25 protein-coding genes are annotated in these 25,201 nt (G+C 71.5%); 24 read left to right on the top strand and 1 reads right to left on the bottom strand.

Features of this window, described 5'->3' with window-relative positions:
• Positions 1 to 100: 100 nt before the first annotated feature.
• Genes pyrR through N1028_RS08730 form a run of 14 tightly spaced genes read left to right on the top strand, consistent with a single transcriptional unit; the run spans position 101 to position 16,960 of the window.
• Entirely contained in the window at positions 101 to 640 is a 540-nt protein-coding gene (gene pyrR / locus N1028_RS08795; RefSeq protein ID WP_259526674.1) for a bifunctional pyr operon transcriptional regulator/uracil phosphoribosyltransferase PyrR, read from the top strand.
• Positions 637 to 1,593: an aspartate carbamoyltransferase catalytic subunit gene (locus N1028_RS08790; protein WP_259526673.1), complete on the top strand. Its 957-nt coding sequence runs from the start codon at positions 637 to 639 to the stop codon at positions 1,591 to 1,593. The genes pyrR and N1028_RS08790 overlap by 4 nt, the downstream gene beginning before the upstream one ends.
• Complete coding sequence (locus tag N1028_RS08785) at positions 1,590 to 2,915, top strand: dihydroorotase (RefSeq protein ID WP_259526672.1); 1,326 nt, start codon at positions 1,590 to 1,592, stop codon at positions 2,913 to 2,915. The genes N1028_RS08790 and N1028_RS08785 overlap by 4 nt, the downstream gene beginning before the upstream one ends.
• Entirely contained in the window at positions 2,915 to 3,442 is a 528-nt protein-coding gene (locus N1028_RS08780; protein WP_259526671.1) for a PH-like domain-containing protein, read from the top strand. The genes N1028_RS08785 and N1028_RS08780 overlap by 1 nt, the downstream gene beginning before the upstream one ends.
• Positions 3,442 to 4,602, top strand: coding sequence for a glutamine-hydrolyzing carbamoyl-phosphate synthase small subunit (gene carA, locus N1028_RS08775; protein WP_259528060.1), 1,161 nt, complete (start codon positions 3,442 to 3,444; stop codon positions 4,600 to 4,602). Before N1028_RS08780 ends, carA begins: the two co-directional genes overlap by 1 nt.
• Entirely contained in the window at positions 4,602 to 7,883 is a 3,282-nt protein-coding gene (gene carB, locus N1028_RS08770) for a carbamoyl-phosphate synthase large subunit (protein WP_259526670.1), read from the top strand. The genes carA and carB overlap by 1 nt, the downstream gene beginning before the upstream one ends.
• On the top strand, positions 7,880 to 8,764 hold the full coding sequence (gene pyrF / locus N1028_RS08765) for an orotidine-5'-phosphate decarboxylase (RefSeq protein WP_259526669.1): 885 nt from the start codon (positions 7,880 to 7,882) through the stop codon (positions 8,762 to 8,764). The genes carB and pyrF overlap by 4 nt, the downstream gene beginning before the upstream one ends.
• Entirely contained in the window at positions 8,761 to 9,687 is a 927-nt protein-coding gene (gene gmk / locus N1028_RS08760) for a guanylate kinase (RefSeq protein WP_259526668.1), read from the top strand. Before pyrF ends, gmk begins: the two co-directional genes overlap by 4 nt.
• Before the next feature lie 7 nt (positions 9,688 to 9,694).
• Positions 9,695 to 9,958, top strand: coding sequence for a DNA-directed RNA polymerase subunit omega (gene rpoZ, locus N1028_RS08755; RefSeq protein WP_259526667.1), 264 nt, complete (start codon positions 9,695 to 9,697; stop codon positions 9,956 to 9,958).
• A gap of 31 nt (positions 9,959 to 9,989) precedes the next feature.
• The gene (gene coaBC, locus N1028_RS08750) at positions 9,990 to 11,240 is read left to right on the top strand and encodes a bifunctional phosphopantothenoylcysteine decarboxylase/phosphopantothenate--cysteine ligase CoaBC (protein WP_259526666.1); all 1,251 of its coding nucleotides are present in this window, start codon (positions 9,990 to 9,992) and stop codon (positions 11,238 to 11,240) included.
• On the top strand, positions 11,237 to 12,445 hold the full coding sequence (gene metK, locus N1028_RS08745; RefSeq protein ID WP_259526665.1) for a methionine adenosyltransferase: 1,209 nt from the start codon (positions 11,237 to 11,239) through the stop codon (positions 12,443 to 12,445). The genes coaBC and metK overlap by 4 nt, the downstream gene beginning before the upstream one ends.
• 29 nt (positions 12,446 to 12,474) lie before the next feature.
• A complete protein-coding gene (locus N1028_RS08740; protein WP_259526664.1) occupies positions 12,475 to 14,493 on the top strand; it encodes a primosomal protein N' family DNA-binding protein in 2,019 nt (672 codons plus the stop codon).
• Positions 14,490 to 15,419 carry a methionyl-tRNA formyltransferase gene (gene fmt / locus N1028_RS08735; RefSeq protein WP_259526663.1) on the top strand — a complete coding sequence of 310 codons (930 nt, stop codon included), beginning with the start codon at positions 14,490 to 14,492 and terminating at the stop codon, positions 15,417 to 15,419. Before N1028_RS08740 ends, fmt begins: the two co-directional genes overlap by 4 nt.
• Positions 15,416 to 16,960: an RsmB/NOP family class I SAM-dependent RNA methyltransferase gene (locus tag N1028_RS08730; protein WP_259526662.1), complete on the top strand. Its 1,545-nt coding sequence runs from the start codon at positions 15,416 to 15,418 to the stop codon at positions 16,958 to 16,960. The genes fmt and N1028_RS08730 overlap by 4 nt, the downstream gene beginning before the upstream one ends.
• A gap of 8 nt (positions 16,961 to 16,968) precedes the next feature.
• Here the strand turns inward: N1028_RS08730 and N1028_RS08725 are convergent, their stop codons facing one another.
• The gene (locus tag N1028_RS08725; RefSeq protein WP_259526661.1) at positions 16,969 to 17,373 is read right to left on the bottom strand and encodes a hypothetical protein; all 405 of its coding nucleotides are present in this window, start codon (positions 17,371 to 17,373) and stop codon (positions 16,969 to 16,971) included.
• 142 nt (positions 17,374 to 17,515) lie between these two features.
• On the opposite strand from N1028_RS08725, the gene N1028_RS08720 reads away from it, so the two are divergent.
• Genes N1028_RS08720 through trpA form a run of 10 tightly spaced genes read left to right on the top strand, consistent with a single transcriptional unit; the run spans position 17,516 to position 25,158 of the window.
• Positions 17,516 to 17,779 (top strand): phosphoribosyl-ATP diphosphatase, encoded by a 264-nt coding sequence (locus N1028_RS08720; protein ID WP_259526660.1) that lies wholly within the window; start codon positions 17,516 to 17,518, stop codon positions 17,777 to 17,779.
• 52 nt (positions 17,780 to 17,831) lie between these two features.
• Positions 17,832 to 18,671 carry an ATP phosphoribosyltransferase gene (hisG, locus tag N1028_RS08715; RefSeq protein ID WP_259526659.1) on the top strand — a complete coding sequence of 280 codons (840 nt, stop codon included), beginning with the start codon at positions 17,832 to 17,834 and terminating at the stop codon, positions 18,669 to 18,671.
• A complete protein-coding gene (hisF, locus tag N1028_RS08710; protein WP_259526658.1) occupies positions 18,671 to 19,441 on the top strand; it encodes an imidazole glycerol phosphate synthase subunit HisF in 771 nt (256 codons plus the stop codon). Before hisG ends, hisF begins: the two co-directional genes overlap by 1 nt.
• The gene (hisI, locus tag N1028_RS08705) at positions 19,438 to 19,788 is read left to right on the top strand and encodes a phosphoribosyl-AMP cyclohydrolase (RefSeq protein ID WP_259526657.1); all 351 of its coding nucleotides are present in this window, start codon (positions 19,438 to 19,440) and stop codon (positions 19,786 to 19,788) included. The genes hisF and hisI overlap by 4 nt, the downstream gene beginning before the upstream one ends.
• Positions 19,785 to 21,323, top strand: a complete 1,539-nt coding sequence (locus tag N1028_RS08700) for an anthranilate synthase component I (protein ID WP_259526656.1) — start codon at positions 19,785 to 19,787, stop codon at positions 21,321 to 21,323. The genes hisI and N1028_RS08700 overlap by 4 nt, the downstream gene beginning before the upstream one ends.
• Positions 21,323 to 22,093, top strand: a complete 771-nt coding sequence (locus N1028_RS08695) for a Trp biosynthesis-associated membrane protein (protein WP_259526655.1) — start codon at positions 21,323 to 21,325, stop codon at positions 22,091 to 22,093. Before N1028_RS08700 ends, N1028_RS08695 begins: the two co-directional genes overlap by 1 nt.
• Positions 22,090 to 22,320 carry a DUF6704 family protein gene (locus tag N1028_RS08690; protein ID WP_259526654.1) on the top strand — a complete coding sequence of 77 codons (231 nt, stop codon included), beginning with the start codon at positions 22,090 to 22,092 and terminating at the stop codon, positions 22,318 to 22,320. Before N1028_RS08695 ends, N1028_RS08690 begins: the two co-directional genes overlap by 4 nt.
• Before the next feature lie 5 nt (positions 22,321 to 22,325).
• A complete protein-coding gene (gene trpC, locus N1028_RS08685; protein WP_259526653.1) occupies positions 22,326 to 23,099 on the top strand; it encodes an indole-3-glycerol phosphate synthase TrpC in 774 nt (257 codons plus the stop codon).
• Complete coding sequence (trpB, locus tag N1028_RS08680) at positions 23,096 to 24,367, top strand: tryptophan synthase subunit beta (protein ID WP_259526652.1); 1,272 nt, start codon at positions 23,096 to 23,098, stop codon at positions 24,365 to 24,367. Before trpC ends, trpB begins: the two co-directional genes overlap by 4 nt.
• The gene (gene trpA / locus N1028_RS08675) at positions 24,364 to 25,158 is read left to right on the top strand and encodes a tryptophan synthase subunit alpha (RefSeq protein ID WP_259526651.1); all 795 of its coding nucleotides are present in this window, start codon (positions 24,364 to 24,366) and stop codon (positions 25,156 to 25,158) included. The genes trpB and trpA overlap by 4 nt, the downstream gene beginning before the upstream one ends.
• Positions 25,159 to 25,201 lie beyond the last annotated feature (43 nt).

Here is a 25,201-nt window from a genome sequence, read left to right as displayed (position 1 = left end):
ACGCGGCGACGGGCGGCCCCACCGCGGCTGATAGGGTGGAGGGCGAAGACATGGACATCCTTTAAAGGCCGTACGAGAGACGGGAAAGGAGGTCGGTCGCATGGCGCGCACAGTGCTGCAGCAGGCTGACATAGCCCGGGCGTTGACTCGGATCTCTCACGAGATCCTGGAGTCCAACCGGGGGGCCGACGAACTCGTGCTGCTCGGCATCCCCACGCGAGGAGCCGTGCTCGCCGAGCGGATCGGGGCCGAGATCGGCCGGATCGAGCCGTCGGCCGCGAGCGCCGCCGATCTGGTGGGCTCGCTCGACATCACGATGTACCGCGACGACCTCGCCAAGCACCCCACCCGCACGCCCGCCCCCACCCAGGTGCCGCGGCGGGGGATCGACGGCGCCACGGTGGTGCTGGTCGACGACGTGCTCTATTCGGGCCGCACCATCCGGGCCGCTCTCGACGCGTTGAACGACCTCGGCCGCCCGCGCGCGGTGCGCCTCGCCGTGCTCGTCGACCGCGGTCACCGAGAACTGCCCATCCGCGCCGACTTCGTGGGCAAGAATCTGCCGACCTCCCGCGACGAGCGCATCAACGTGCACCTCACCGAGATCGACGGCGCGGAGGAGGTGACGATCGAAGGATGAGACACCTCCTCTCGACCCGCGACCTCACGCGCGACCAGGCCATCCACATCCTCGACGTGGCCGAGGACATGGCCGACGTGCAGACCCGCGAGGTCAAGAAGCTCCCCACCCTCCGGGGCAAGACCGTCGTGAACCTCTTCTTCGAGGACTCGACGCGCACGCGCATCTCGTTCGAGGCCGCGGCGAAGCGGCTCTCGGCCGATGTCATCACCTTCAGCGCCAAGGGCTCGAGCGTCTCGAAGGGCGAGAGCCTCAAGGACACGGCGCAGACCCTCGCCGCGATGGGCGCCGACGGCGTCGTCATCCGGCACCACGCCTCGGGCGCCCCGCAGGTGCTCGCGCAGAGCGACTGGATCGACGCGGGCGTCGTGAACGCCGGCGACGGCACCCACGAGCACCCCACCCAGGCGCTCCTCGACGCGTTCACGATGCGCCGGCGACTGCACCCGGGATCCAGCCGAGGCAAGGACCTCGACGGGGTCCGGGTCGTGATCGTCGGCGACATCCTGCACTCCCGCGTGGCCAGGTCGAACCTGTGGCTGCTGCGCACCCTCGGCGCCGAGGTGACCTTCGTGGCCCCGGCCACCCTCGTGCCCTTCGGCGTGGGCAGCTGGCCCGCCGCGGTGAGCTTCGACCTCGACGAGACGCTCCGCAGCATCAGGCCCGACGTGCTGATGATGCTGCGCATCCAGAGCGAGCGGATGAACGCCGCGTACTTCCCGAACGCCCGCGAGTACGCCCGCCAGTGGGGCCTCGACGACGAGCGCCTCACGGCCCTCGGCCCGGATAGCATTGTGATGCACCCTGGACCGATGAACCGCGGCCTCGAGATCTCGGCCGCCGCGGCGGATTCCGCCCAGTCGACCGTGCTCGAGCAGGTCGCGAACGGGGTGTCCATCCGAATGGCAGTGCTCTACCTCCTGCTGTCCGGCGAACGAGAGGCCCTGGCATGACGAGCAGCACCCACCTGCTGAAGGGCGCGACCCTTCCCAGCGGCGCGGTCGCCGACATCCTCGTGCAGGACGGCCGGATCATGTCGGCCGCCCTCGGCACCTCGGCTCCCGCCGGCACCACGGTGGTCGACGCCGAGGGCCTCGTGGCCCTCCCCGGCCTCGTCGACCTGCACACCCACCTCCGCGAGCCCGGCTTCGAGCAGAGCGAGACGGTGCTGACCGGCACCCGCGCCGCCGCGGCCGGCGGCTTCACGGCCGTCTTCGCGATGGCCAACACGCAGCCCGTCGCCGACACCGCGGGCGTGGTGGAGCAGGTGCAGGCCCTCGGCCGTGCCGCGGGCTACGCGACCGTGCGCCCCATCGGCGCCGTGACGGTCGGCCTCGCCGGCGAGCGGCTGAGCGAGATCGGCGCCATGGCGCAGTCCCGCGCCGGGGTGCGGGTGTTCTCGGACGACGGGAAGTGCGTGCACGACTCGCTGCTCATGCGCCGTGCGCTCGAGTACGTCAAGACCTTCGACGGCGTCATCGCGCAGCACGCCCAGGATCCGCGGCTCACCGAGAACGCGCAGATGAACGAGGGCGCGCTGAGTTCCGAGCTCGGCCTCAAGGGCTGGCCCGCCGTGGCCGAGGAGTCGATCATCGCCCGCGACGTGCTGCTGGCCGAGCACGTGGGTGCGCGGCTGCACATCTGCCACCTCTCGACCGCCGGATCGGTCGACGTGGTGCGCTGGGCGAAGGCCCGCGGCGTCCAGGTGACCGCCGAGGCGACCCCGCACCACCTGCTCCTCACCGAGGAGCTCATCCGGAGCTACGACGCGCGCTACAAGGTGAACCCGCCGCTGCGGCGGGACGAGGACGTGCAGGCTCTCCGCGAAGGCGTCGCCGACGGCACGATCGACATCATCGCGACCGACCACGCACCGCACCCGCGCGAGAGCAAGGAGTGCGAGTGGGATGCCGCGGCGTTCGGCATGGTCGGACTCGAGAGCGCTCTGCCCGTGGTGCAGACCGCGCTCGTCGACACCGGCCTCCTCGACTGGGCGGGCGTCGCCCGCGTGCTCTCCACGGCCCCGGCGCGCATCGGCCGGCTCGACGACCACAGCCACTCCTTCGAAGACGGCGCTCCCGCCAACATCACGCTCGTCGACCCGGCGGCCTCGAGCAGCTTCGCGCTCGACCGCCTGCACGGCCGCAGCACGAACACCCCCTACGAGGGCGTGACGCTCTCGGGCTCGGTGCGCTGGACCTTCCACCACGGCTACCCGACCCTCCGGGACGGCGTGCTCGCCCCCGCGGGCGACACGGCAGAGGGGATGCGCTGATGGAACGACTCCTCTGGGGTGCCATCGTCACGGCGCTCGGCCTCGCCATCCTCCTCACCATGGTGCTCGCGTGGCGCGCGCGGAAGCGCCGACAGGCCGCCTTCGGGGCTCCCGCGACCGACGACACCGGTGCCGCCGGGCGGGGAACGGCCCTCGCGCAGAGCGCCGTGCTCTACGTCGCCACCACCCTCGCCGGCCAGCCGCTCGAACGGCTGACCATACCCGGCCTCGCGTTCCGCGGTCGCGGCATCGCCTCGGTCTTCGGCGGCGGCGTCGCGATCGCCATCCCGGGGGAGCCGGAGACCTTCATCCCGGCAGCTCGCATCCGGTCGATCGGCACCTCCACCTGGGCCATCGACCGCGTCGTCGAATCCGGGGGCCTCGTGCGCCTGGACTGGACCTACGACTCCGCCACCGGCCCCGTCGACGTCGAGAGCTACCTCCGGCCGACGCAGCTGGGCGACTCGACCACTCTGATCGACTCCACGAACTCGATCATCCCGCAACAGGAAGGACCCTCGTCGTGATCACCACCGAACCCGCCGTACTCGTGCTGGAAGACGGACGACGCTACGAGGGCCGTGCCTACGGCGCGCGCGGCCGCACCCTCGGCGAGGCCGTCTTCGCCACCGGCATGACCGGCTACCAGGAGACCCTCACCGACCCCTCCTACGCCGGCCAGATCGTCATGCAGACGGCTCCGCACATCGGCAACACCGGCGTCAACGACACCGACAAGGAGTCGTCGAAGATCTGGGTGGCCGGCTACGTCGTGCGCGACCCCTCGCGCGTCGTGTCGAACTTCCGGGCCCAGCGCTCCCTCGACGACGACCTCGAGACCGACGGCGTGGTGGGCATCTCGGGCATCGACACCCGCGCGGTCACCCGGCACCTCCGGAGCCTCGGCGCCATGCGCGCCGGCATCTTCTCCGGCGCCGAGTACGAGCTGAGCGCCACCGAGCAGCTGAACGCCGTGCGCTCGGGCGCCGGGATGGCCGGCCAGAAGCTCTCGACCGTGGTGTCGACCCGCGAGCGCTACCAGGTGCCCGCGGTCGGCGAGCGGATCGGCTCGGTCGCCGTGCTCGACCTCGGAGTGAAGACCTCGACCCTCAACTACCTCGCGGAGCGCGGCTTCGACGTGGAGGTGCTGCCCGAGTCGATCACGGCCGACGAGGTGCGCGCCCTCGAGCCCGACTCGCTCTTCTACTCCAACGGCCCCGGCGACCCGGAGGCCTCCGAGACCCACGTGGAGCTGCTGCAGGACCTGCTGCGCGGAGGCCTGCCCTACTTCGGCATCTGCTTCGGCAACCAGCTGCTCGGCCGCGCGCTCGGCTTCGGCACCTACAAGCTGCCCTTCGGCCATCGGGGAATCAACCAGCCCGTGCTCGACAAGGTCACCGGCCGGGTCGAGATCACGAGCCAGAACCACGGCTTCGCGGTCGATGCGCCCCGCGAGGGCGTCGTCGACTCGCCCGCCGGCTTCGGCCGGGTGGAGGTCAGCCACGTGAGCCTCAACGACGACGTGGTGGAAGGCATCCGCTGCCTCGACCTCGACGCGTTCTCGGTGCAGTACCACCCCGAGGCCGCGGCCGGCCCGCACGACTCCATGTACCTTTTCGACCGCTTCCGCGACATGATCCTCGCCAAGAAGAGCACCCCCGCACTCTCTGAAGGAGACGACCAGTAATGCCCAAGAGAGACGACATCACGAGTGTCCTCGTCATCGGATCCGGCCCGATCGTCATCGGTCAGGCCGTCGAGTTCGACTACTCGGGCACCCAGGCCTGCCGCGTGCTGCGCGAGGAGGGCGTGCGCGTCATCCTGGTGAACTCGAACCCGGCCACGATCATGACCGACCCCGACTTCGCCGACGCCACCTACGTCGAGCCCATCACCTGGCAGGTCATCGAGGCCATCATCGCCAAGGAGAAGCCGGATGCGATCCTGCCGACCCTCGGCGGCCAGACGGCGCTCAACGCGGCCATCCAGCTGCACGAGCACGGCATCCTGGAGAAGTACGACGTCGAGCTGATCGGCGCGAACTTCGAGGCCATCAACAAGGGCGAGGACCGCCAGATCTTCAAGCAGCTCGTGCTCGACGCGGGCGCCGACGTGGCGCGCTCGCACATCGCGCGCACCGTCGAGGAGGCCGTGGGCTTCGCCGAAGACCTCGGCTACCCGCTCGTCGTGCGCCCTTCGTTCACCATGGGCGGCCTCGGATCGGGCTTCGCCTACACCGAGCAGGAGCTCCGCCGCATCGTCGGCGATGGCCTGCACCAGAGCCCCACCACCGAGGTGCTCCTCGAGGAGTCCATCCTCGGTTGGAAGGAGTACGAGCTCGAGCTCATGCGCGACACCGCAGACAACACGGTGGTCGTCTGCTCGATCGAGAACGTCGACCCCGTCGGCGTGCACACGGGCGACTCCATCACGGTGGCGCCGGCGCTCACCCTGACCGACCGCGAATATCAGAAGCTCCGCGACATCGGCATCGACATCATCCGGGCCGTGGGCGTCGACACCGGCGGCTGCAACATCCAGTTCGCGGTCGACCCGGCCGACGGGCGGATCATCGTGATCGAGATGAACCCGCGGGTCTCGCGCTCCTCTGCGCTCGCGTCGAAGGCCACGGGCTTCCCGATCGCCAAGATCGCCGCCAAGCTCGCCATCGGCTACCGGCTCGACGAGATCCCCAACGACATCACCAAGGTGACCCCGGCCTCCTTCGAGCCCACGCTCGACTACGTCGTGGTGAAGGTGCCCCGGTTCGCGTTCGAGAAGTTCCCGGCCGCCGACCCCACCCTCACGACCACCATGAAGTCGGTGGGCGAGGCGATGGCGATCGGCCGCAACTTCACGCAGGCGCTGCAGAAGTCGCTGCGCTCGCTCGAGAAGCGCGGATCCTCGTTCCACTGGGAGGGCGAGCCCGGCGACAAGGACGAGCTGCTCGCGATCGCCGCGGTGCCCACCGACGGCCGCATCATCACGGTGCAGCAGGCCCTCCGGGCGGGAGCGACGAACGAGGAGGTCTTCGAGGCCACCAAGATCGACCCCTGGTTCATCGACCAGATCGTGCTCATCAACGAGGTCGCCGAGGCCATCGCCGCCTCGGAGAACGCCGACCACGCGATGTTCACGCTCGCCAAGGAGCACGGCTTCTCGGATGCCCAGATCGCCACCCTGCGCGGGTTCGGCGAGAAGGAGGTGCGCGAGGTCCGCCACATCCTCGGCATCCGCCCCGTCTACAAGACCGTGGACACGTGCGCCGGAGAGTTCCCCGCCCTCACGCCCTATCACTACTCCAGCTACGACCTCGAGACCGAGGTCGAGCCCTCCGACGCCCGCAAGGTCGTCATCCTCGGCTCCGGCCCGAACCGCATCGGCCAGGGCGTGGAGTTCGACTACTCCTGCGTGCACGCCTCGTTCGCCCTGCATGACGCCGGGTTCGAGACGATCATGATCAACTGCAACCCCGAAACGGTCTCGACCGACTACGACACGAGCGACCGGCTCTATTTCGAGCCGCTCACGCTCGAGGACGTGCTCGAGGTCATCCATGCCGAGTCGCAGTCCGGCGAGCTCGTGGGCGTGGTCGTGCAGCTCGGCGGACAGACCGCGCTCGGGCTCGCGAAGGGCCTCGAGGAGGCTGGCGTGCCGATCCTCGGCACCACGCCCTCCGCCATCGACCTCGCCGAGGAGCGGGGACTGTTCTCCGGCATCCTCGACGCGGCGGGGCTGCTGGCGCCGAAGAACGGCACCGCCACCGACTACGAGTCGGCCGTGGCCGTGGCCGAGGAGATCGGCTTCCCCGTGCTCGTGCGCCCCTCGTACGTGCTCGGCGGCCGGGGCATGGAGATCGTCTACGACGCACCCTCCCTCGCCGACTACTTCGAGCGGATCGCGGGTCAGGGCATGGTGGGCCAGGCCAACCCGCTGCTCGTCGACCGGTTCCTCGACGACGCGATCGAGATCGACGTCGACGCGCTCTACGACGGGCACGAGCTCTACATCGGCGGCATCATGGAGCACCTCGAGGAGGCCGGCATCCACTCCGGCGACTCGAGCTGCTCGCTTCCTCCCGTGACCCTCGGCCGCACGCAGATCGACCGCGTGCGCGACGCCACCCTCGCCATCGCAGAGGGCATCGGCGTGCGGGGCCTGCTCAACGTGCAGTTCGCCATCGGCGCCGGGATCCTCTACGTGCTCGAAGCCAACCCGCGGGCCTCCCGCACCGTGCCGTTCGTCTCGAAGGCGCTCGGCATCCCGCTCGCCAAGGCCGCCTCGCGGCTCATGGTGGGCACCTCGATCGCCGCGCTCAAGGAGGAGGGGATGCTCCCCGTGCAGGACGGCTCCGTCGTGCCGTTGGACTCCCCGGTCGCCGTGAAGGAGGCCGTGCTGCCGTTCAAGCGGTTCCGCACCAAGGAGGGGCTCATCGTCGACTCGGTGCTCGGGCCGGAGATGCGCTCGACCGGTGAGGTCATGGGCATCGACCGCGACTTCCCGCGCGCCTTCGCGAAGAGCCAGGATGCCGCCTACGGCGGGATGCCCACCTCGGGCACCGTGTTCGTCTCGGTCTCGGACCGCGACAAGCGCGCCATCGTGCTCCCGGTGCTCCGGCTGCAGCAGCTCGGCTTCGAGATCCTCGCCACCGAGGGCACCGCCGAGGTGCTCAACCGCAACGGCATCCACGCCAGGATCGTGGCCAAGTTCTCGGACCAGGGGGAGGGCGAGACCGTCGTCGACCTCATCAACAACGGCTCGGTCGACATGGTGATCAACACCCCGAGCGGCCGCTCGGCCCGCGTGGACGGGTACGAGATCCGCGCCGCCGCCGTGGCCGCCGACAAGCCGCTGTTCACCACGATCGCGCAGCTCGGCGCCGCCGTGGCCTCGTTCGACGCCCTCAAGGACGGCTTCGAGGTGACCTCGCTTCAGGAGTACGCCCTGGCCCGGAGCGCGCGCGGATGAGCGGCTCCTCCTCGACCGCCTCCTTCGGGGTGAGGCTGGACGCGGCCTTCGGTTCGAAGGGTCACCTCTGCGTGGGCATCGATCCGCATCCGTACCTCGTCGAGGCCTGGGGCTACACGCCCGACGCCGAGGGCGCGCGCGACTTCGGCCTGACGGTGATCGAGGCGGTGACGGCCTCCGGCCGCGCCGGCATCGTGAAGCCGCAGGTCGCGTTCTTCGAGGCGCACGGATCGGCCGGCTTCCGGGCGCTCGAGGACGTGCTCGCGATCGCCAGGGCTGCCGGATTGCTCGTGATCGGCGACGCCAAACGCGGCGACATCGGCTCGACGAACGACGGCTACGCGGCGGCGTGGCTGCGTGCCGGCTCGCCCCTCGAGGTCGACGCGCTCACCGTGACGGCGTTCACGGGCGTGGGCGCCCTCTCGGGCCTCTTCGACGAGGCGGAGGCCGCCGGCAAGGGCGTGTTCGTGCTGAGCGCCACCTCCAACCCCGAGTCGCGCACGCTTCAGACGGCCCGGTCCGATTCCGGGGCGACCGTCTCGCGGATCGTGGCCGACGAGGTCGCCGCGCGCAACACCGACCGCACCCGCCTCGGCGACTTCGGGCTCGTGCTCGGTGCCACCAAGCGACTCGACGAGTACGGCTTCACGGCAGAGTCCCTCCGCGGGCTCTCCACCACTCCGGTGCTCGCACCGGGCTTCGGATTCCAGGGCGCGGAATTCTCGGCCATCCCGCACGTGTTCGGCCCGCTCGCACCCGACGTGATCGTGGCGGTCTCCCGCTCCATCCTGGAGAAGGGCTCGCGCGGCACGCTCGGCACCGCAGCACTCGCCGACGCCATCACGGCCGAGGCCGACGCCCTGGCGGAGGTGATCGCGTGAATCCGCCCGAGGTCGACCGCGCCGCCGCCTCCCGGGCCGCCGTGGCCGCCCGCCGCGCGCGGGCCGCGATCAAGCGGGCCGTCAACGAGCGCCGGCTGAGCGCCGTGTCGGTTCTCGACAACGCCCTCCGCAGCACCGAGAGCGTCGAAGCCACCATGCGCGTGCGCGACCTGCTGCAGAGCATCCCCGGCCTCGGCCCCGTGCGGGTCGAGCGCATCATGGAACGCCTCGGCATCGCGCCCACGAAGAAGCTCGCAGGGCTCGGGGTGCACCAGCAGGAGCGGCTCCGCGAGTACCTCTCGCAGCGCGCTCCGCAGATCGAGCGCGACGGCGAGACCCGGCTCGTGGTGCTCGCCGGCCCCACGGCCGTCGGCAAGGGCACCGTCTCGACCTACATCCGGGAGAACTATCCGGAGGTCTGCCTGTCGGTCTCGGCCACCACCCGGGCTCCGCGACCGGGCGAGGTCGAGGGCGTGAGCTACTACTTCCTCGACGACGAGCGCTTCGACAGCATGGTCGACGCGGGGGAGTTCCTCGAATGGGCCGTCGTGCACAACAAGTCGCGCTACGGCACACCCCGGCCGCCCATCGACGATGCGCTCGCCTCCGGGCGGAGCGTGCTGCTCGAGATCGACATCCAGGGCGCGCGACAGGTCAAGGCCGCCATGCCCGAGGCCGTGCTCGTCTTCCTGCTGCCACCCACCTGGGACGAGCTTGTGCGCCGGCTGATCGGCCGGGGCACCGAGACGCCCGAGGAGCAGGAGCGCCGGCTGACCACCGCGAAGGTCGAGCTGGCGGCCCAGGACGAGTTCGATCACCGTGTCGTGAACAGCGATGTGCAGGCCGCGGCGGCGGAGGTCGTAGAATTGATGCAGATTCAGAAGGCGCCCGCTCAGGAGGCCGGCCTTCGCGGCAAGGAGTAAGCACACAATGCCCACCAACAAGCTCGGCATCATCGACCCGCCCATCGACGAACTTCTCTCGAAGGTCGACTCGAAGTACGCCCTGGTGATCTTCGCCTCGAAGCGTGCCCGCCAGATCAACGACTACTACGCCGACCTGCACGAGGGAAGCCTCTTCGACAACGTCGGACCGCTCGTCGACTCCACCATCGACGACAAGCCCCTCTCGGTCGCCATGCACGAGATCAACGAGGACAAGCTCGTCGTCAAGCCCGCCGCTCCGATCGAGTAGTCACCGCCCACTCACCTCGATACGCGCACACGTGAACATCGTCGTCGGCATCACGGGTGGCATCGCGGCCTACAAGGCCGTGAATGTCATCCGTGGTCTCGTTCTCGCCGGGCACGACGTGCACGTCGTCGCCACCGAGGCCGCCCTCCGCTTCGTCGGCAGGCCCACCCTCGAGGCGATCTCCCGCAACACGGTCAACACCGACCTCTACGAGGCCGTGGCCGAGGTGCGGCACGTGGCCATCGGCCAGGCCGCCGACCTCATCGTGATCGCTCCGGCCACCGCGAACACCATCGCCAAGCTCGCGCACGGCCTCGCCGACGACCTCCTCGGCAACACCGTGCTCGCGAGCACGGCCCCCGTCGTCATCGCCCCCGCGATGCACACGGAGATGTGGCAGAACCCCGCCACCGCCGCCAACGTCGAGACGCTGCGCTCCCGCGGCATCCACCTCGTGGGGCCCGTCAGCGGGCAGCTCACGGGGAAGGACGCGGGGGTGGGGCGCATGGCCGAGCCCGACGACATCGTGGCCGAGGCGCTGGCCGTGGCGTCAGCCCGCGAACGCCATCCCACCCGATCCGGCGCCTCGGCGGAGCCGGATCGCGGCCGCGACCTCGAGGGGCGTCGCGTGCTCGTGACCGCGGGAGGCACGCGCGAGCCGCTCGATCCCGTGCGCTTCATCGGCAACCGCTCGAGCGGCCGGCAGGGCGTCGCGCTGGCCGAGGCGGCCCGCGACCGCGGGGCATCCGTGACCCTCATCGCCGCGCACCTCGAGGTGCCACCGCCCACAGGGGTGACGGTGCTCCGCGTGGAGACCACAGCCGAGCTCCTCACCGCCACGTCGGCAGAGGCGCCGCTGCACGACCTGACGATCATGGCCGCCGCCGTGGCCGACTACCGGCCGGTGGGCGTGGCCGACGGCAAGATCAAGAAGGCCGCCACCGGCGAGCGGCTCACGCTCGAGCTCGTGCAGAACCCCGACATCCTCGCCACCATCTCGGCCGAGCCGCGCACCGGCCGGCTGATCGTGGGCTTCGCCGCCGAGACCGCCGCCTCACCCGAGGAGCTCCTGGAGCTCGGCCGCGCCAAGATCGCCCGCAAGGGCTCGGACTACCTCGTGCTCAACACCGTCGGCTGGACCACGGGTTTCGCCACGGCCGACAACAGCGTCACGGTTCTGGACGCCTCCGGCGATATAGTTCTGGAGGCATCCGGCAGCAAAACGTCGGTGGCAGATGACATCCTCGGAGTGTTCGCCGCCGCCCTAACAGGAGCACCATGACCTCTCTTCGTCTCTTCACCTCCGAGTCCGTCACCGAGGGCCACCCCGACAAGATCTGCGACCAGATCTCGGACAGCATCCTCGACGCACTGCTGACGGTCGACCCGCACTCACGGGTGGCGGTCGAGACGCTCGTCACGACCGGGCTCGTGCACGTGGCCGGTGAGGTCACGACCAAGGGCTACGTCGAGATCCCCGCCATCGTGCGCGAGAAGATCACCTCCATCGGCTACACCTCCTCCGACGTCTGGTTCGACGGCCGCTCGTGCGGCGTCTCGGTGTCGATAGGCGGGCAGTCGCCCGACATCGCGCAGGGCGTCGACAACGCGTTCGAGACCCGCGAGGGCGAGTCGACCGATGCGATCGACCGTCAGGGCGCCGGCGACCAGGGCATCATGTTCGGCTACGCCACCACCGAGACCCCGCAGCTCATGCCGCTTCCGATCTGGCTCGCGCACCGGCTCTCGGAGCGCCTCGCCGCCGTGCGCAAGGAGGGCCTGCTCGACTACCTCCGGCCCGACGGCAAGACCCAGGTCACCATCGGCTACGACGGTGTCGTGCCGAAGACGGTCGACACCGTCGTGCTCTCCACCCAGCACTCTCCGCGCATCGGACTCGACGAACTGCGGGCCGACGTGGAGCGTGTGGTCATCCGCCCCGTGCTCGAGGCGGCCGAGGAGGGCGGGCTGAAGCTCGACCACTCCGGCGTGCGCATCCTGATCAACCCCACGGGCGTGTTCGAGATCGGCGGGCCGCAGGGCGATGCCGGGCTCACCGGCCGCAAGATCATCGTCGACACCTACGGCGGTGCGTCGCGGCACGGCGGCGGCGCGTTCAGCGGCAAGGACCCGTCGAAGGTCGACCGCTCCGCCGCCTACGCCATGCGCTGGGTGGCCAAGAACGCCGTGGCGGCCGGGCTCGCCTCGCGGCTCGAGGTGCAGATCGCCTACGCCATCGGCAAGGCCGCCCCCGTGGGCTTCTACGTGGAGTCGTTCGGCACCGGCGTGGTGTCCGACGACGTGATCACGAACGCCCTCCGCGAGGTCTTCGACCTGCGGCCCGCAGCCATCATCGAGGACCTCGACCTGCTGCGCCCGATCTACGCCAAGACGGCCACCTACGGCCACTTCGGCCGTGAGCTCCCCGAGTTCACCTGGGAACGCCTCGACCGGGTCGAGGAGATCCGCGCCGCAGCCGGCCTGTAGCCGTGCCGGCCACTCGGGTGGCCCGGGTGATGCTCGAGTCGCCCCTGCCGCAGCTGGATCGACTGTTCGACTACCGCGTGCCCGAGGCCCTGGCTGCCGCTGCGGCACCGGGCGTGCGGGTGAAGGTTCCGCTGCGCTCGGCGGGGCGGAGCGCCCGCGGGTACATCGTGGAGCTCGAGGACCGGGGCGAGGAGGGTGCGGCCGGGTACGAGGGCGCGCTGAGCGATCTCGACGAGGTCGTGTCGCCCGTGCCGGTGCTGACGCCTGAGGTGTGGGCGCTCGCCCGCAGGCTCGCCGACCGCGCGGCCGGGAGCGCGTGCGACATCGTGCGGCTCGCGGTGCCGCCGCGGTTCGTGCGGGTCGAGAAGCAGTTCATGGCGCGGCAGGCCGCGGCGGGTGGCGAACCCGAGGATGATGACGCGGCTGCGCCCGCTGAGGCCCCCGAGCCCGCCCTGCCGGCCGTCGCCCTGGCCGGCTACTCGGCATCCGATGCAGCCCATCTCGCCGAGCCCGGCGCCCGGGCCGCCATCGCCGCCGTCGCCACGGTGGCCGTGCTCGACGAGCAGACCACAGTGGGCCACTGGGCGCTCACCGTGGCCGAGCTCGCCGCCGCCGTGCACCGGGCGGGTGAGTCGGTGATCGTGGCCCTCCCCGACTACCGCGACCAGGAGGAGCTCGAGGCCGCCCTCGCCCACGTCGGGGTCGACGACGTCGTGCGCCTCGACGCCCGGCAGGCCCGCACCGAGCGCTACGCGCACTTCCTCACCGCTCTCGACGGCCGCCCGCACGTGGTGATCGGCAACCGCTCGAGCATCTACGCCCCGGTCTCGCACCTCGGCCAGATCGTGGTGTGGGACGACGGCGACGCCCTGCAGAGCGAGCCGCTCGCCCCCTACGTGCACGTGCGCGATGCCGCCCTCGTGCGCCAGGAGCAGTCGGGGGCCCGGCTGGCCTTCGTCTCGCACTCGAGGAGCACGGAGGTGCAGCGCCTCGTCGAGCTCGGCTTCCTGCACCCTGTGGCGCCGACGCCGCGCTATCTGCCCCGCGTCGTGCCGACAGCGGAGCAGGACGATGCGGATGCTCCGCAGAACGCGGCGCGCATCCCCTCGGCCGCGTGGGCGGTGGCCCGCAAGGCCCTCGAGGAGGGACCGGTGCTGGTGCAGGTGGCTCGCCCCGGTTACGCGCCCGTCCTCGCCTGCACGACCTGCCGGGCGCCCGCATCGTGCACGGTCTGCGGGGGGCCGCTCAAGGTCGGCGGAGCGCGGGAGCGGCCCTCGTGCAGCCTGTGCGGTGCCATCGCGGCGAACTGGTCGTGTTCGCACTGCCAGGGGAAGACGTTCCGCTTCGCTTCGATCGGAGCGGGCCGCACCGCGGACGAGCTCGGCCGCGCCTTCCCCGGCACGCGCGTCATCGTCTCGGACGGCGAGCACCACGTGCTCACGGTCGACGCGAGGCCCGCCCTCGTGGTGGCGACGCGCGGGGCCGAGCCCCGGGCATCCGGCGGCTATCGTGCCGTGCTGCTGCTGGACGGTCCGCGCATGCTGGCCCGCGAGTCGCTGCGGGTGGCGGAGGACTGCCTGCGCTGGTGGTCGAACGCGATAGCACTCTCGGCACCGCGCGCCACGAGCGTGCTCGTGGGGGTGGGTGGCGAACTCGCGCGGAGCCTCGCCACCTGGCAGCAGGAGCAGGTGGCCGCCACCGAGCTCGCAGACCGGCGGGCCCTGCGCTTCCCGCCCGCCGTGCGGCTCGCCACCATCACCGGCACCACCGATGCTGTGAATGCCACGCTCACTGACCTCGAGGCGCTGCTCACCGAGGCCGAGTGGGCGAAGATGGATACGCTCGGTCCGGTGCCGGCCGACGAGGGGACGGTGCGAGCGATCGTGCGGTTCGACTACTCGATCGGCTCGTCCGTGGCCCGTCACCTGCGGGCACTCGTGGTGAAGAACGCCACCACCCGCCGCTCGAAGGCCGGCCGCGCCGCGGGCTACCGCCCGCCCCCGCCGACGCTCCGCGTGCGGCTCGACGATTCGGAGATCATGGAATGAGACTCGTGTTCGCGGGCACCCCCGCCGTGGCGGTGCCGAGCCTCACCGCTCTGGCCGCCGCCCACGATGTGGCGGCCGTCATCACGCGCGTCGACGCGCCCCTCGGCCGGAAGCGCGTGCTCACCCCGTCTCCGGTGGCCCTGGCCGCCGAGGAGCTCGGACTGCCGGTGATCAAGGCGAACCGCCTCGACGACGAGGTCACCGCCGCGGTCGCCGGGCTCGCCGCCGACCTCGGGGTCATCGTGGCCTACGGCGGTCTCGTGCGCGAACCGCTGCTCTCCACGCCGCGCCTCGGCTGGATCAACCTGCACTTCTCGCTGCTGCCGCGCTGGCGGGGCGCGGCTCCCGTGCAGTGGTCGATCATCGAGGGCGACACCGAGTCGGGGGCCACCGTCTTCCAGCTCGTGCCCGGCCTCGACGCCGGTGCCGTCTGGAGCACGACCCGCACGCCGATCGGCGGAAACGAGACGGCGGGCAACCTGCTCGGCAGGCTCGCCGAGTCCGGTGCGGCTCAGCTCGTGCAGACCGTCGACGGCATCGCCGACGGCTCGCTCGCGGCCACCGAACAGGTCGGCACCGTCGAGACAGGCGAGGTCACCCTCGCGCCGAAGCTCTCGCTCGAGAATGCGCACCTCGACTTCTCCGCCCCGCTCGACGAGGTCTACCGACGGCTCCGCGGGGTCACCCCCGAACCGGGTGCGTTCGCCGAGTTCGACGACGTGCGGGTGAAGGTGCTCGACGCCGCGCCCGCCCGCGACGAGCGACGGCCGGCCCCGGGCGAGGTGGTCGCCTCCGGCAGACGCGTGCTCGTGGGCACGGCGACCGACCCGCTCGAGCTCTTGAGAGTGCACCCCGCCGGGAAGAAGCCGATGCCCGCCGCCGACTGGTGGCGCGGGTCGGGAGTCGAGAGGATGACCGCACGATGAGCCCCAGCACCCGAGGCCCCCAGGACGATCCCCGCCGGGGCACAGGCGGAGGGGGCGCAGCCGCTTCCTCCACCGGCCGACGGCCCGCCTCCGGCGACGGCAAGCGCCGCGGCCCCGACCGGCGGAAGCCCGCCACACCCTCCGACCGGCCCGGCTCGGTGCAGCCCGCCCGGCGCATCGCCCTCGAGGTCATCCGCGCCGTGCGGGAAGACGACGCCTATGCGAACCTCCTGCTGCCCTCCAAGATCGCCGCGGCCGGTCTCGACTCCGCCGACGCGGGCCTCGCCACCGAGCTCACCTACGGCACGCTCCGGCTGCGCGGCTACTACGACCGTGTGATCGAGCTCGCCTCCGGCCGCCCCGTCGCCGAGATCGACGGCGCCGTGCTCGACGTGCTCGAGCTCGGCTGCCACCAGCTGCTCTCGATGCGGGTGGCCACCCACGCCGCCGTCAACGAGTCGGTCGAGCTCGCCCGCCAGGTCGCCTCGCGCTCGGCCACCGGGTTCGTGAACGGCGTGCTCCGCGGCATCACCAGGACACCGGCCTCCGAGTGGCTCGAGAAGGTGATGGACGCGGCGACCGACGACGACGACCGGCTCGCCGCGGCCGCCTCGCACCCGGCCTGGGTCATCCGGGCCTTCCGCCGGGCTCTCGCGGCCGATGGCGTGCCCGCCGCCGACGTGCCCTTCCAGCTCGACGAGCTGCTCGAGGCCGACAACACCGCGGCGGCGCTCAGCCTCGCCGCGCTCCCGGGCCTCGTCGACCGCGACGACGTGGGCGCAGGCACCGAACCGTCGCCGCTCTCGCCCGTGGGGCTGCGCGCCCCGAGCGGCGACCCGACCGGCATCCCCGCCGTGCACGACGGCACGGCTCGGGTGCAGGACGAGGGCTCGCAGCTCGCCGCCCTGGCCCTCAGCCGCGCCCGCCCGATCGTGGAGGGCGAGCGCTGGCTCGACCTCTGCGCGGGCCCCGGCGGCAAGACCGCCCTGCTCGCCGCCGAAGCACGGCTGGGCGGCGCCACCGTGGTGGCCAACGAGCCCGTGCCCGCACGCGCCGGCCTCGTGCGCCGGGCCGTCGCCGCACTGCCGGAGCCCCCCGTCGTGTGGGAACGGGACGGCACCACCGTGGGCGACGCCGAACCGGAGTCGTTCGACCGCATCCTCGTCGACGCGCCGTGCACCGGCCTCGGCGCCCTCCGCCGCCGCCCCGAGGCGCGCTGGCGCAAGGCGCCGAGCGACGTCGCCGAGCTCGTCGACCTGCAGCAGCGCCTCATCGACTCCGCCGTCGCCGCCCTGAAGCCCGGGGGAGTGCTCGCCTACGTCACGTGCTCGCCGCACGTGGGGGAGACGCGAGGTCAGGTGCAGGGCGCCCTCCGCCGCTGGCCGGACACGCTCGAGCAGCTCGATGCCCAGGCCGTCCTCCGCGAGGTCACGGGCGACGCCATCGCCCTCGGTGCGCCGGATGCGGCCGTTCAGCTCTGGCCGCACCGCAACTCGACCGACGCCATGTTCGTCGCGCTCTTCCGCAAGCTCCCGGCCTGAGGCGCGCATCACAGCTTCAGCACCCCCAGTGAGTGACTGAGGAACTGCGCCCTCAGCACCAGCCCGTCGAGCGGGAACAGCGCGGTCAGCCGATCGACGAGCACCCGCTCTGCCGCCAGGAGGCGACGCCCGCCGACGCGCTCCCACACCACGACGGCCTCGACGGCATCGATCGTGGCCGCCACGCCCTCCGCGAGGCGGATGAGCGCCCTGACCTCTCCGTTCGTGAGCGGATCACCCAGCCGGAACCCGTCGACCGGCAGCAGCGTCGGCAGCACCCGTCGCTCCCCGTCGAGGAACAGCAACCACACTCGATCCACGATCGCCGCCCCCACCACGTCCTCCACCACCCGCCCGAGCTCGTGGTCGCTCTCGATCGGCTCCGTCATCGCTCCTGCTGGTGCATCAGTCATGCGGCGAGCCTCGCCGGTCCCGCGCCTCCGATGACCGTGGTGCCGAAATCTGTGGACTGCCGGCCCTCACACCGAGCTTGTGCAGGAGCCGCGATCCGTGCAGATGGACAGGGCCGGGGCGGGTGACTAGTAGCCTTGTGGGGTGAAGACTTTCGACGAGCTGTTCCTCGAGCTCTCCGCCAAGGCCGCCGAGCGCCCCGAGGGCTCCGGCACCGTGCGCGAGCTCGACGCCGGCGTGCACTTCATCGGCAAGAAGATCGTCGAAGAGGCCGCCGAGGTGTGGATGGCCGCCGAGTACGAGAGCGACGAGAACGCGGCCGAGGAGATCTCCCAGCTGCTCTACCACCTGCAGGTGCTGATGCTGGCCAAGGGTCTCACCCCGGCCGACGTCTACCGACATCTGTAGACCGTTCGAGCGCGTCCCGAGACCGATCCCCACCCGAAAGACCCCCACCCCCATGCTCAAGATCGCGGTGCCCAACAAGGGCTCCCTCTCCGAAACCGCCTTCCAGATGCTCGCCGAGGCGGGCTACCAAGGCCGTCGCGACTCGCGCGAGCTCGTGGTGCTCGACCCGCGCAACGACGTCGAGTTCTTCTACCTGCGCCCTCGCGACATCGCCACCTACGTGGGCTCCGGCGCCCTCGACGTGGGCATCACCGGCCGCGACCTGCTGCTCGACTCCGAGTCGCCCGCCACCGAGACCGCCACGCTCGACTTCGGCGAGTCGACCTTCCGGTTCGCGCGCCCCAAGGGCACCGGCATCGAGCTCGAGACCCTCGAGGGCAAGCGCGTGGCCACGAGCTACCCTGGCCTCGTCGGCGCGTTCCTCAAGGAACGCGGCATCACGGCCACCCTCGTGCGCCTCGACGGCGCCGTCGAATCCGCCGTTCGCCTCGGGGTCGCGGATGCCGTGGCCGACGTGGTGAGCACGGGTTCGACGCTCCGCACGGCCGGGCTCGAGATCTTCGGCCCCGTGATCCTCGAGTCCACCGCCGTGCTGATCTCCTCGGGCACCGAGCACCCCGGCGCCGGCACCCTCCTGCGCCGCCTCCAGGGCGTGCTCGTGGCGCGACAGTACGTGCTCATGGACTACGACGTGCGCGTCGAGCACCTCGACGAGGCATCCGCCCTCACCCCCGGCATCGAGAGCCCCACCATCTCGCCGCTGCACGACCCCGAGTGGGTGGCCGTGCGCTCGATGGTGCCCCGGCGCGACACGAACCAGGTCATGGACGCGCTCTACGAGGTGGGTGCCAGGGCCATCCTGGTCAGCCCCATCCACGCCGCGAGGATCTGATGTCGCTCGCCGTGCGGGTCATTCCCTGTCTCGACGTGGCGGCGGGCCGCGTGGTGAAGGGCGTGAACTTCCAGAACCTCCGCGACGCCGGCGACCCCGTCGAGCTCGCCCGGCTCTACTCCGAGCAGGGTGCCGACGAGATCACCTTCCTCGACGTCACCGCGACGGTCGACGCGCGCGACACGATGTACGACGTCGTGCGCCAGACCGCCGAGCAGGTCTTCATCCCGCTCACCGTCGGCGGCGGCGTGCGCTCGGACGACGACGTGGCGAGGCTCCTCGCCCACGGTGCCGACAAGGTGGGCGTCAACAGCGCCGCGATCGCCCGGCCCGAGCTGCTCGGCGAGATCGCCGACCGCTTCGGGGCCCAGGTGCTCGTGCTCTCGCTCGACGTCAAGCGCACGAGTGAGCCGGGCCGCACCCCGAGCGGCTTCGTGGTGACCACGCACGGCGGCCGCCGCGAGACGGAGCTCGACGCCCTCGACTGGGCCCGCGAGGCCGTCGAGCGCGGGGCCGGCGAGCTGCTGGTCAACTCCATCGACGCCGACGGCACGAAGGACGGCTTCGACCTCGAGCTCGTGACCCTCATGCGCGAGGCCAGCAGCGTGCCCGTGATCGCCTCGGGTGGCGCGGGCAAGGTCGAGCACTTCGGTGCCGCGGTGCGGGCGGGAGCCGACGCCGTGCTCGCCGCGAGCGTGTTCCACCTCCGCGAGATGACGGTCGGCGACGTCAAGGACGAACTGAGACGGGAAGGGGTGGTCGTGCGATGAGCGAGGTCGACGACGTGCTCGCACGGGCCCACTTCGACGACAAGGGCCTCCTGCCCGCCGTCATCCAGCAGTGGGACACCAAGGAGGTGCTCATGCTGGGCTACATGGACGCCGAGGCGCTCCGCCGCACCCTCACCGAGGGCCGCGTGACCTACTGGTCGCGTTCGCGCCAGGAGTACTGGCGGAAGGGCGACACCTCGGGCCACGTGCAGTTCGTCAAGGGCGCCGCGCTCGACTGCGACGATGACACGCTGCTCGTGCAGGTCGACCAGGTGGGCGTCGCCTGCCACACCGGCGCGCGCCGCTGCTTCGACGTCGACCCGCTCGACCCGGTGGTGCTCCCGTGAGCTCCTCCAGCACCACCCGCGCGGAGTTCGACCGCCTGCGTGAGGGGCACCGGGTCATCCCCGTCATCCGCGAGCTCTTCGCCGACGGCGAGACCCCGCTCGGCATCTACCGCAAGCTCGCCGACGGCAGGCCCGGCACGTTCCTGCTCGAGTCTGCCGGGCAGGGCGGCATCTGGTCGCGCTTCTCGTTCATCGGCGTCTCCAGTTTCGGCCTGCTCACCGAGGAGGGCGACGCCGCGCGCTGGCTCGATCTCGGACTGCCGGTCGAGCGCGCCTTCCCCGGCGGGCTCCCCGAGGGACCGCTGGCCGCGGTGAGCGCGCTCTACGACCAGTGGAAGACGCCCGCCGTGCCCACGCATCCGCCCCTCACCGGAGGCCTCGTCGGCTTCATCGGCTGGGAGACCGTGCGCCAGATCGAGCGGCTGCCGAACCGCCCGCCCGCCGACTACCGCATCCCGAGCCAGGGGCTCTCGTTCGTCTCCGAGATCGTGGTGGTCGACCACCGCGAGGGCACCGTGCAGCTCGTCGTGAACGTGCTCGCCGACGGCGATCACGCGGCCGACGCACCAGCGTCCGACACGCTGTGGGGGGAGGCCCAGGAGAGCCTCGACCGCCTGCAGGGCGCCCTCGCAGCCCCCTCCGAGGCCTGGCTCGCCACCGCCGACTTCTCACTGTCGACGACTCCGGATGCGCGCACCGAGCGAGCAGACTTCCTCGACGCCATCGAGGTGGCCAAGGAGCACATCCGCGAGGGCGACATCTTCCAGGTCGTGATCTCGCAGCGCTTCGAGCTCGAGAGCACGGCGCATCCGCTCGACGTCTACCGGGTGCTGCGCACGCTCAACCCGAGCCCCTACATGTACCTGCTCACGCTCGTCGACACCGACGGCACGCCCTACCAGGTGGTGGGGTCGAGCCCCGAGGCGCTCGTGAAGGTGGAGAAGGGCCGGGCCCTGACGCATCCGATCGCCGGCTCCAAGCCCCGCGGCAGCACGCCGCAGCAGGATCTCGAACTCGAGCAGGAGCTGCTCGGCGACCAGAAGGAGCGCGCCGAGCACCTCATGCTCGTCGATCTCGCGCGCAACGACCTGCTGAAGGTCTGCGAGGCGGCCTCCGTGGAGGTCACGGAGTTCATGCGGGTGGAGCGGTTCAGCCACATCATGCACATCGTGTCGTCGGTCGAGGGCGCGCTCAGACCCGGAGTCGATGCGATCGACGTCTTCAGGGCCACCTTCCCGGCCGGCACGCTCTCGGGCGCGCCCAAGCCCCGCGCTCTCGAGATCATCGACGAGCTCGAGCCCGCCCAGCGCGGCCTCTACGGGGGAGTCGTGGGCTACTTCGGGTTCGGCGGCGACGCCGACCTCGCGATCGCCATCCGCACCGCCACCATCCGCGACGGCATCGCCCGGGTGCAGGCCGGCGGCGGGCTGGTGGCCGACTCCGACCCCGACAGCGAGTTCCAGGAGTCGCAGAACAAGGCGGCGGCGCCGCTTCGCGCGGTGGCCGTGGCCAACGCCATGACCAGGGTGCGCTGATGTCGACCGCCCCGGAGCGCACAGGCGACGGCCGCCGGCTGAAGCTGCTCACGATCGTGACGGTGCTGCTGCTGTCGGCGCTCGCGTTCCTCGCCTGGTCCCAGCCCTGGGGGAGTCTCGTGCTCGTGGCGGCCGACTCCACCTCCGAACGCGTTCTCGAGGTGCCCGGCTCGGTCGCAGCCCCCGCGCTCTCGGCGCTGGGCCTCGCCGGGCTCGCCCTCGCGGGAGCGCTCGCGATCGCCGGGCCGGTCGTGCGGATCGTGCTCGGCGCCCTCGAGGTGCTGCTCGGCGCGAGCGTGCTCTGGTCGGGCACCGGGGCCCTGACCGACCCGGTGGCCGCCGGCGCCGCTGTCGTCACGACCACCACCGGTGTGGCAGGCACGAGCTCGGTGCGTGCCCTCGTCGAGGTGGGCGAGCAGAGCCCCTGGCCCGCCGTCACGGTCGCGCTCGGCGCTCTCATGGTGGTCGCGGGACTCGTGGTGATCGCGACCGTCCGGCGCTGGCCGAGCGCGGGCCGCAAGTACCAGGCGGTCACCTTCCAGGGCGCCGACGGGCGGCAGAGCGGGGATCTGGCCGACTTCTTCGACGACGATCCGGATGCCGGCCCCCCACACCGCACGCCCGCTACGACCGCGCGGGATGCCGCCGTCGACAGCTGGGACGACCTGACCCGCGGCACGGATCCGACCCGGCGCGCTGGCTCGGCCCACCGGGAGACCCCGGTAGACTCGACTTCGAACGACGACCACCAGACAGGAAGAGATCGATGAGCCACGAAGAGGACGAACTGGGCGAGGGCCACTCCCTCGCCGCCTGGACCGGCGTGATCGTGTCGCTCGTGGGCATCGCGATCGGCACCGTGGCCTTCTTCTTCGACGTGCAGTGGCTCGTCTGGGCCGCTGCCGGCCTCACGCTGCTGGGATTCCTGCTGGGCTTCATCCTCTCGCGCGCCGGCTACGGCGTGAACGGCACGAAGACTCTGCAGAAGGAGCACTGACCCAGGTGCTCGCCGAACTCGTAGCCGGAGCGCTCGAGGACGCGACGGAGCGCCGGTCGGTCCGGAGCCTCGCGGCGGTGGAGGCGGCGGCGGAGGCCAAGGCCCCCGCACTCGACGCCCTCGCCCTGCTGGCCCCCGCCGACCGCGTCAAAATCATCGCCGAGGTCAAGCGCGCGAGCCCCTCGCGCGGTGACCTCGCCGACATCGCCGACCCCGCCGAGCTCGCGGGCCTCTACGCCGCGGGTGGAGCCTCCGCCATCAGCGTGCTCACCGAGGGCCGCCGCTTCAAGGGGTCGCTCGCCGACCTCGAGGCCGTGCGGGCAAGGGTCGAGGTCCCCGTGCTCCGCAAGGACTTCATCGCCGAGGAGTACCAGGTGCTCGAGGCGCGTGCCGCCGGTGCCGACCTCGTGCTGCTCATCGTGGCCGCCCTCGACCAGCCGACCCTCGTGCGCCTGCACGAGTTCGTGCTCTCGCTCGGCATGACGCCGCTCGTCGAGACGCACGACGCCGTCGAGGTGTCGCGCGCCGTCGATCTCGGAGCCGGGCTGATCGGCGTGAACGCGCGCGACCTCAGCACCTTCGAGCTCGACTCCGACCTCTTCGGCCGACTGGCCGAACGCATCCCCACGGGCACCGTCAAGATCGCCGAATCGGCCGTCCTGAACGCCGCCGACGTGGCCCACTACCGCGCCGCCGGCGCCGACGTCGTCCTCGTCGGCGAGGCCCTCGTCACGAACGGCGACCCGGTGGCGACACTGAAGGAGTTCCTCTCCGTATGACCGACACGACCCAGACCTCGACCACCCCGGCCGCACCGACACCGGATGCCGCGCCGTCGCTCCGCGCCGAGGCGGGCCCCTTCTTCGGTGAGTTCGGCGGGCGCTTCATGCCCGAGTCGCTCATCGCCGCCCTCGACGAGCTCGACGAGGCCTACCAGCTCGCCAAGCTCGACCCGGAGTTCCACCGCGAACTCGCCGAGCTCGGCCGCACCTACACGGGGCGGCCGTCGATCCTCACCGAGGTGCCCCGCTTCGCCCGCCACGCCGGCGGCGCCCGCATCATCCTGAAGCGCGAGGACCTCAACCACACGGGCTCGCACAAGATCAACAACGTGCTCGGCCAGGCCCTGCTGGCGAAGCGGATCGGCAAGAAGCGCCTGATCGCCGAGACCGGCGCCGGCCAGCACGGCGTGGCCACGGCGACGGCAGCCGCGCTGTTCGGCATGGAGTGCGTCGTCTACATGGGTGAGGTCGACACCGAGCGCCAGGCCCTCAACGTGGCCAGGATGCGCCTGCTCGGCGCCGAGGTCGTGCCCGTCGCGAGCGGCACCCGCACGCTCAAGGACGCTCTCAACGAGGCGTTCCGCGACTGGGTCGCCAACGTCGAGTCCACTCACTACCTCCTCGGCACGGTCGCGGGTCCGCACCCCTTCCCGGCCATGGTGCGCGACTTCGTGAAGGTCATCGGTGAGGAGGCCCGCCAGCAGGTGATCGACCTCACCGGTTCGCTGCCGGACGCCGTCACCGCGTGCGTCGGCGGCGGATCGAATGCGATCGGCATCTTCCACGCCTTCCTCGACGACCCCTCGGTCAAGCTCTTCGGCTACGAGGCCGCCGGTCTCGGGGTCGACACCCCGCAGCACGCCGCGACCATCACCAAGGGCCGCCCGGGTGTGCTGCACGGCTCGCGCAGCTTCATGCTGCAGGACGAGGACGGCCAGACGCTCGACTCCCACTCGATCTCGGCCGGCCTCGACTACCCGGGCGTCGGGCCCGAGCACGCATGGCTCTCCTCGATCGGCCGGGCGCAGTACCTCCCCGTCACCGACTCCGCCGCCATGGCGGCCTTCCGGCTGCTCTGCACGACCGAGGGCATCATTCCGGCGATCGAGTCGGCGCACGCGCTGGCCGGCACGATCGAGCTCGGCCGCGAGCTCGGTCCGGATGCCACGATCCTCGTCAACCTCTCGGGTCGCGGAGACAAGGACGTCGAGACCGCCGGCCACTATTTCGACGTGCTCGACGAGCAGGGGAACGCCAGGACATGACCACCATCGTGAGCCCGGTGGGTTCCGCCATCGCGCGCGCCAACTCCGACCGCTCGGGCGCTCTCGTGGGCTACCTGCCCGTGGGGTTCCCCACGCTCGACGCGAGCATCGACGCGGCGGTCGCGCTCGTCGAGAACGGCGTCGACGTGCTCGAGCTCGGGCTGCCCTACTCCGACCCGGTCATGGACGGACCGGTCATCCAGGCCGCCACCGTGCAGGCGCTGAAGAACGGGACCCGCCTCGGCGACGCGTTCAGGGCCGTGGAGCGCATCCGCGCCCGTGTCGACGCCCCCGTGCTGCTGATGACCTACTGGAACCCCGTGCTGCAGTACGGCGTCGACCGCTTCGCCGACGACCTCGTCTCGGCGGGCGGCGCCGGGCTCATCACGCCCGACCTCACGGTCGATTCAGGCGCTGACTGGCTCGTCACGAGCGACCGCACGGGCCTCGACCGCGTGTTCCTCGCGGCACCGACCTCGACCGACGAGCGCCTCCGGCTCGCCGTGGAGCACAGCCGGGGCTTCGTCTACACGGTCTCGACCATGGGCATCACCGGAGCGCGGGCAGACCTCGACGCCGCGGCCCGCACGCTCGTGACCCGCCTTCGCGAACAGGGCGCCGAGAGCCTCGCCGTAGGCATCGGCATCTCGACGGCCGAGCAGATCGCCGAGATCCTCGGCTACGCCGACGGGGCTATCGTGGGATCCGCTCTCGTCAAGGCGCTGGCCGACGGGGGAGTGCCCGCGGTCGGCCGCCTCGCCGCCACGCTGGCGGGGGGCACCGCGCGCTGAGGTCGCCCTTCATCCGCCGCAGCCCCCGCTGAGGTAGGATCGA

The sequence above is a fragment of the Herbiconiux oxytropis genome, assembly GCF_024979315.1.
In the GTDB taxonomy this organism is placed as follows: Bacteria; Actinomycetota; Actinomycetes; order Actinomycetales; family Microbacteriaceae; genus Herbiconiux; species Herbiconiux oxytropis.
Note: the sequence above shows the minus strand (reverse complement) of the source record. Positions and strands in the feature narration are given on the sequence as shown.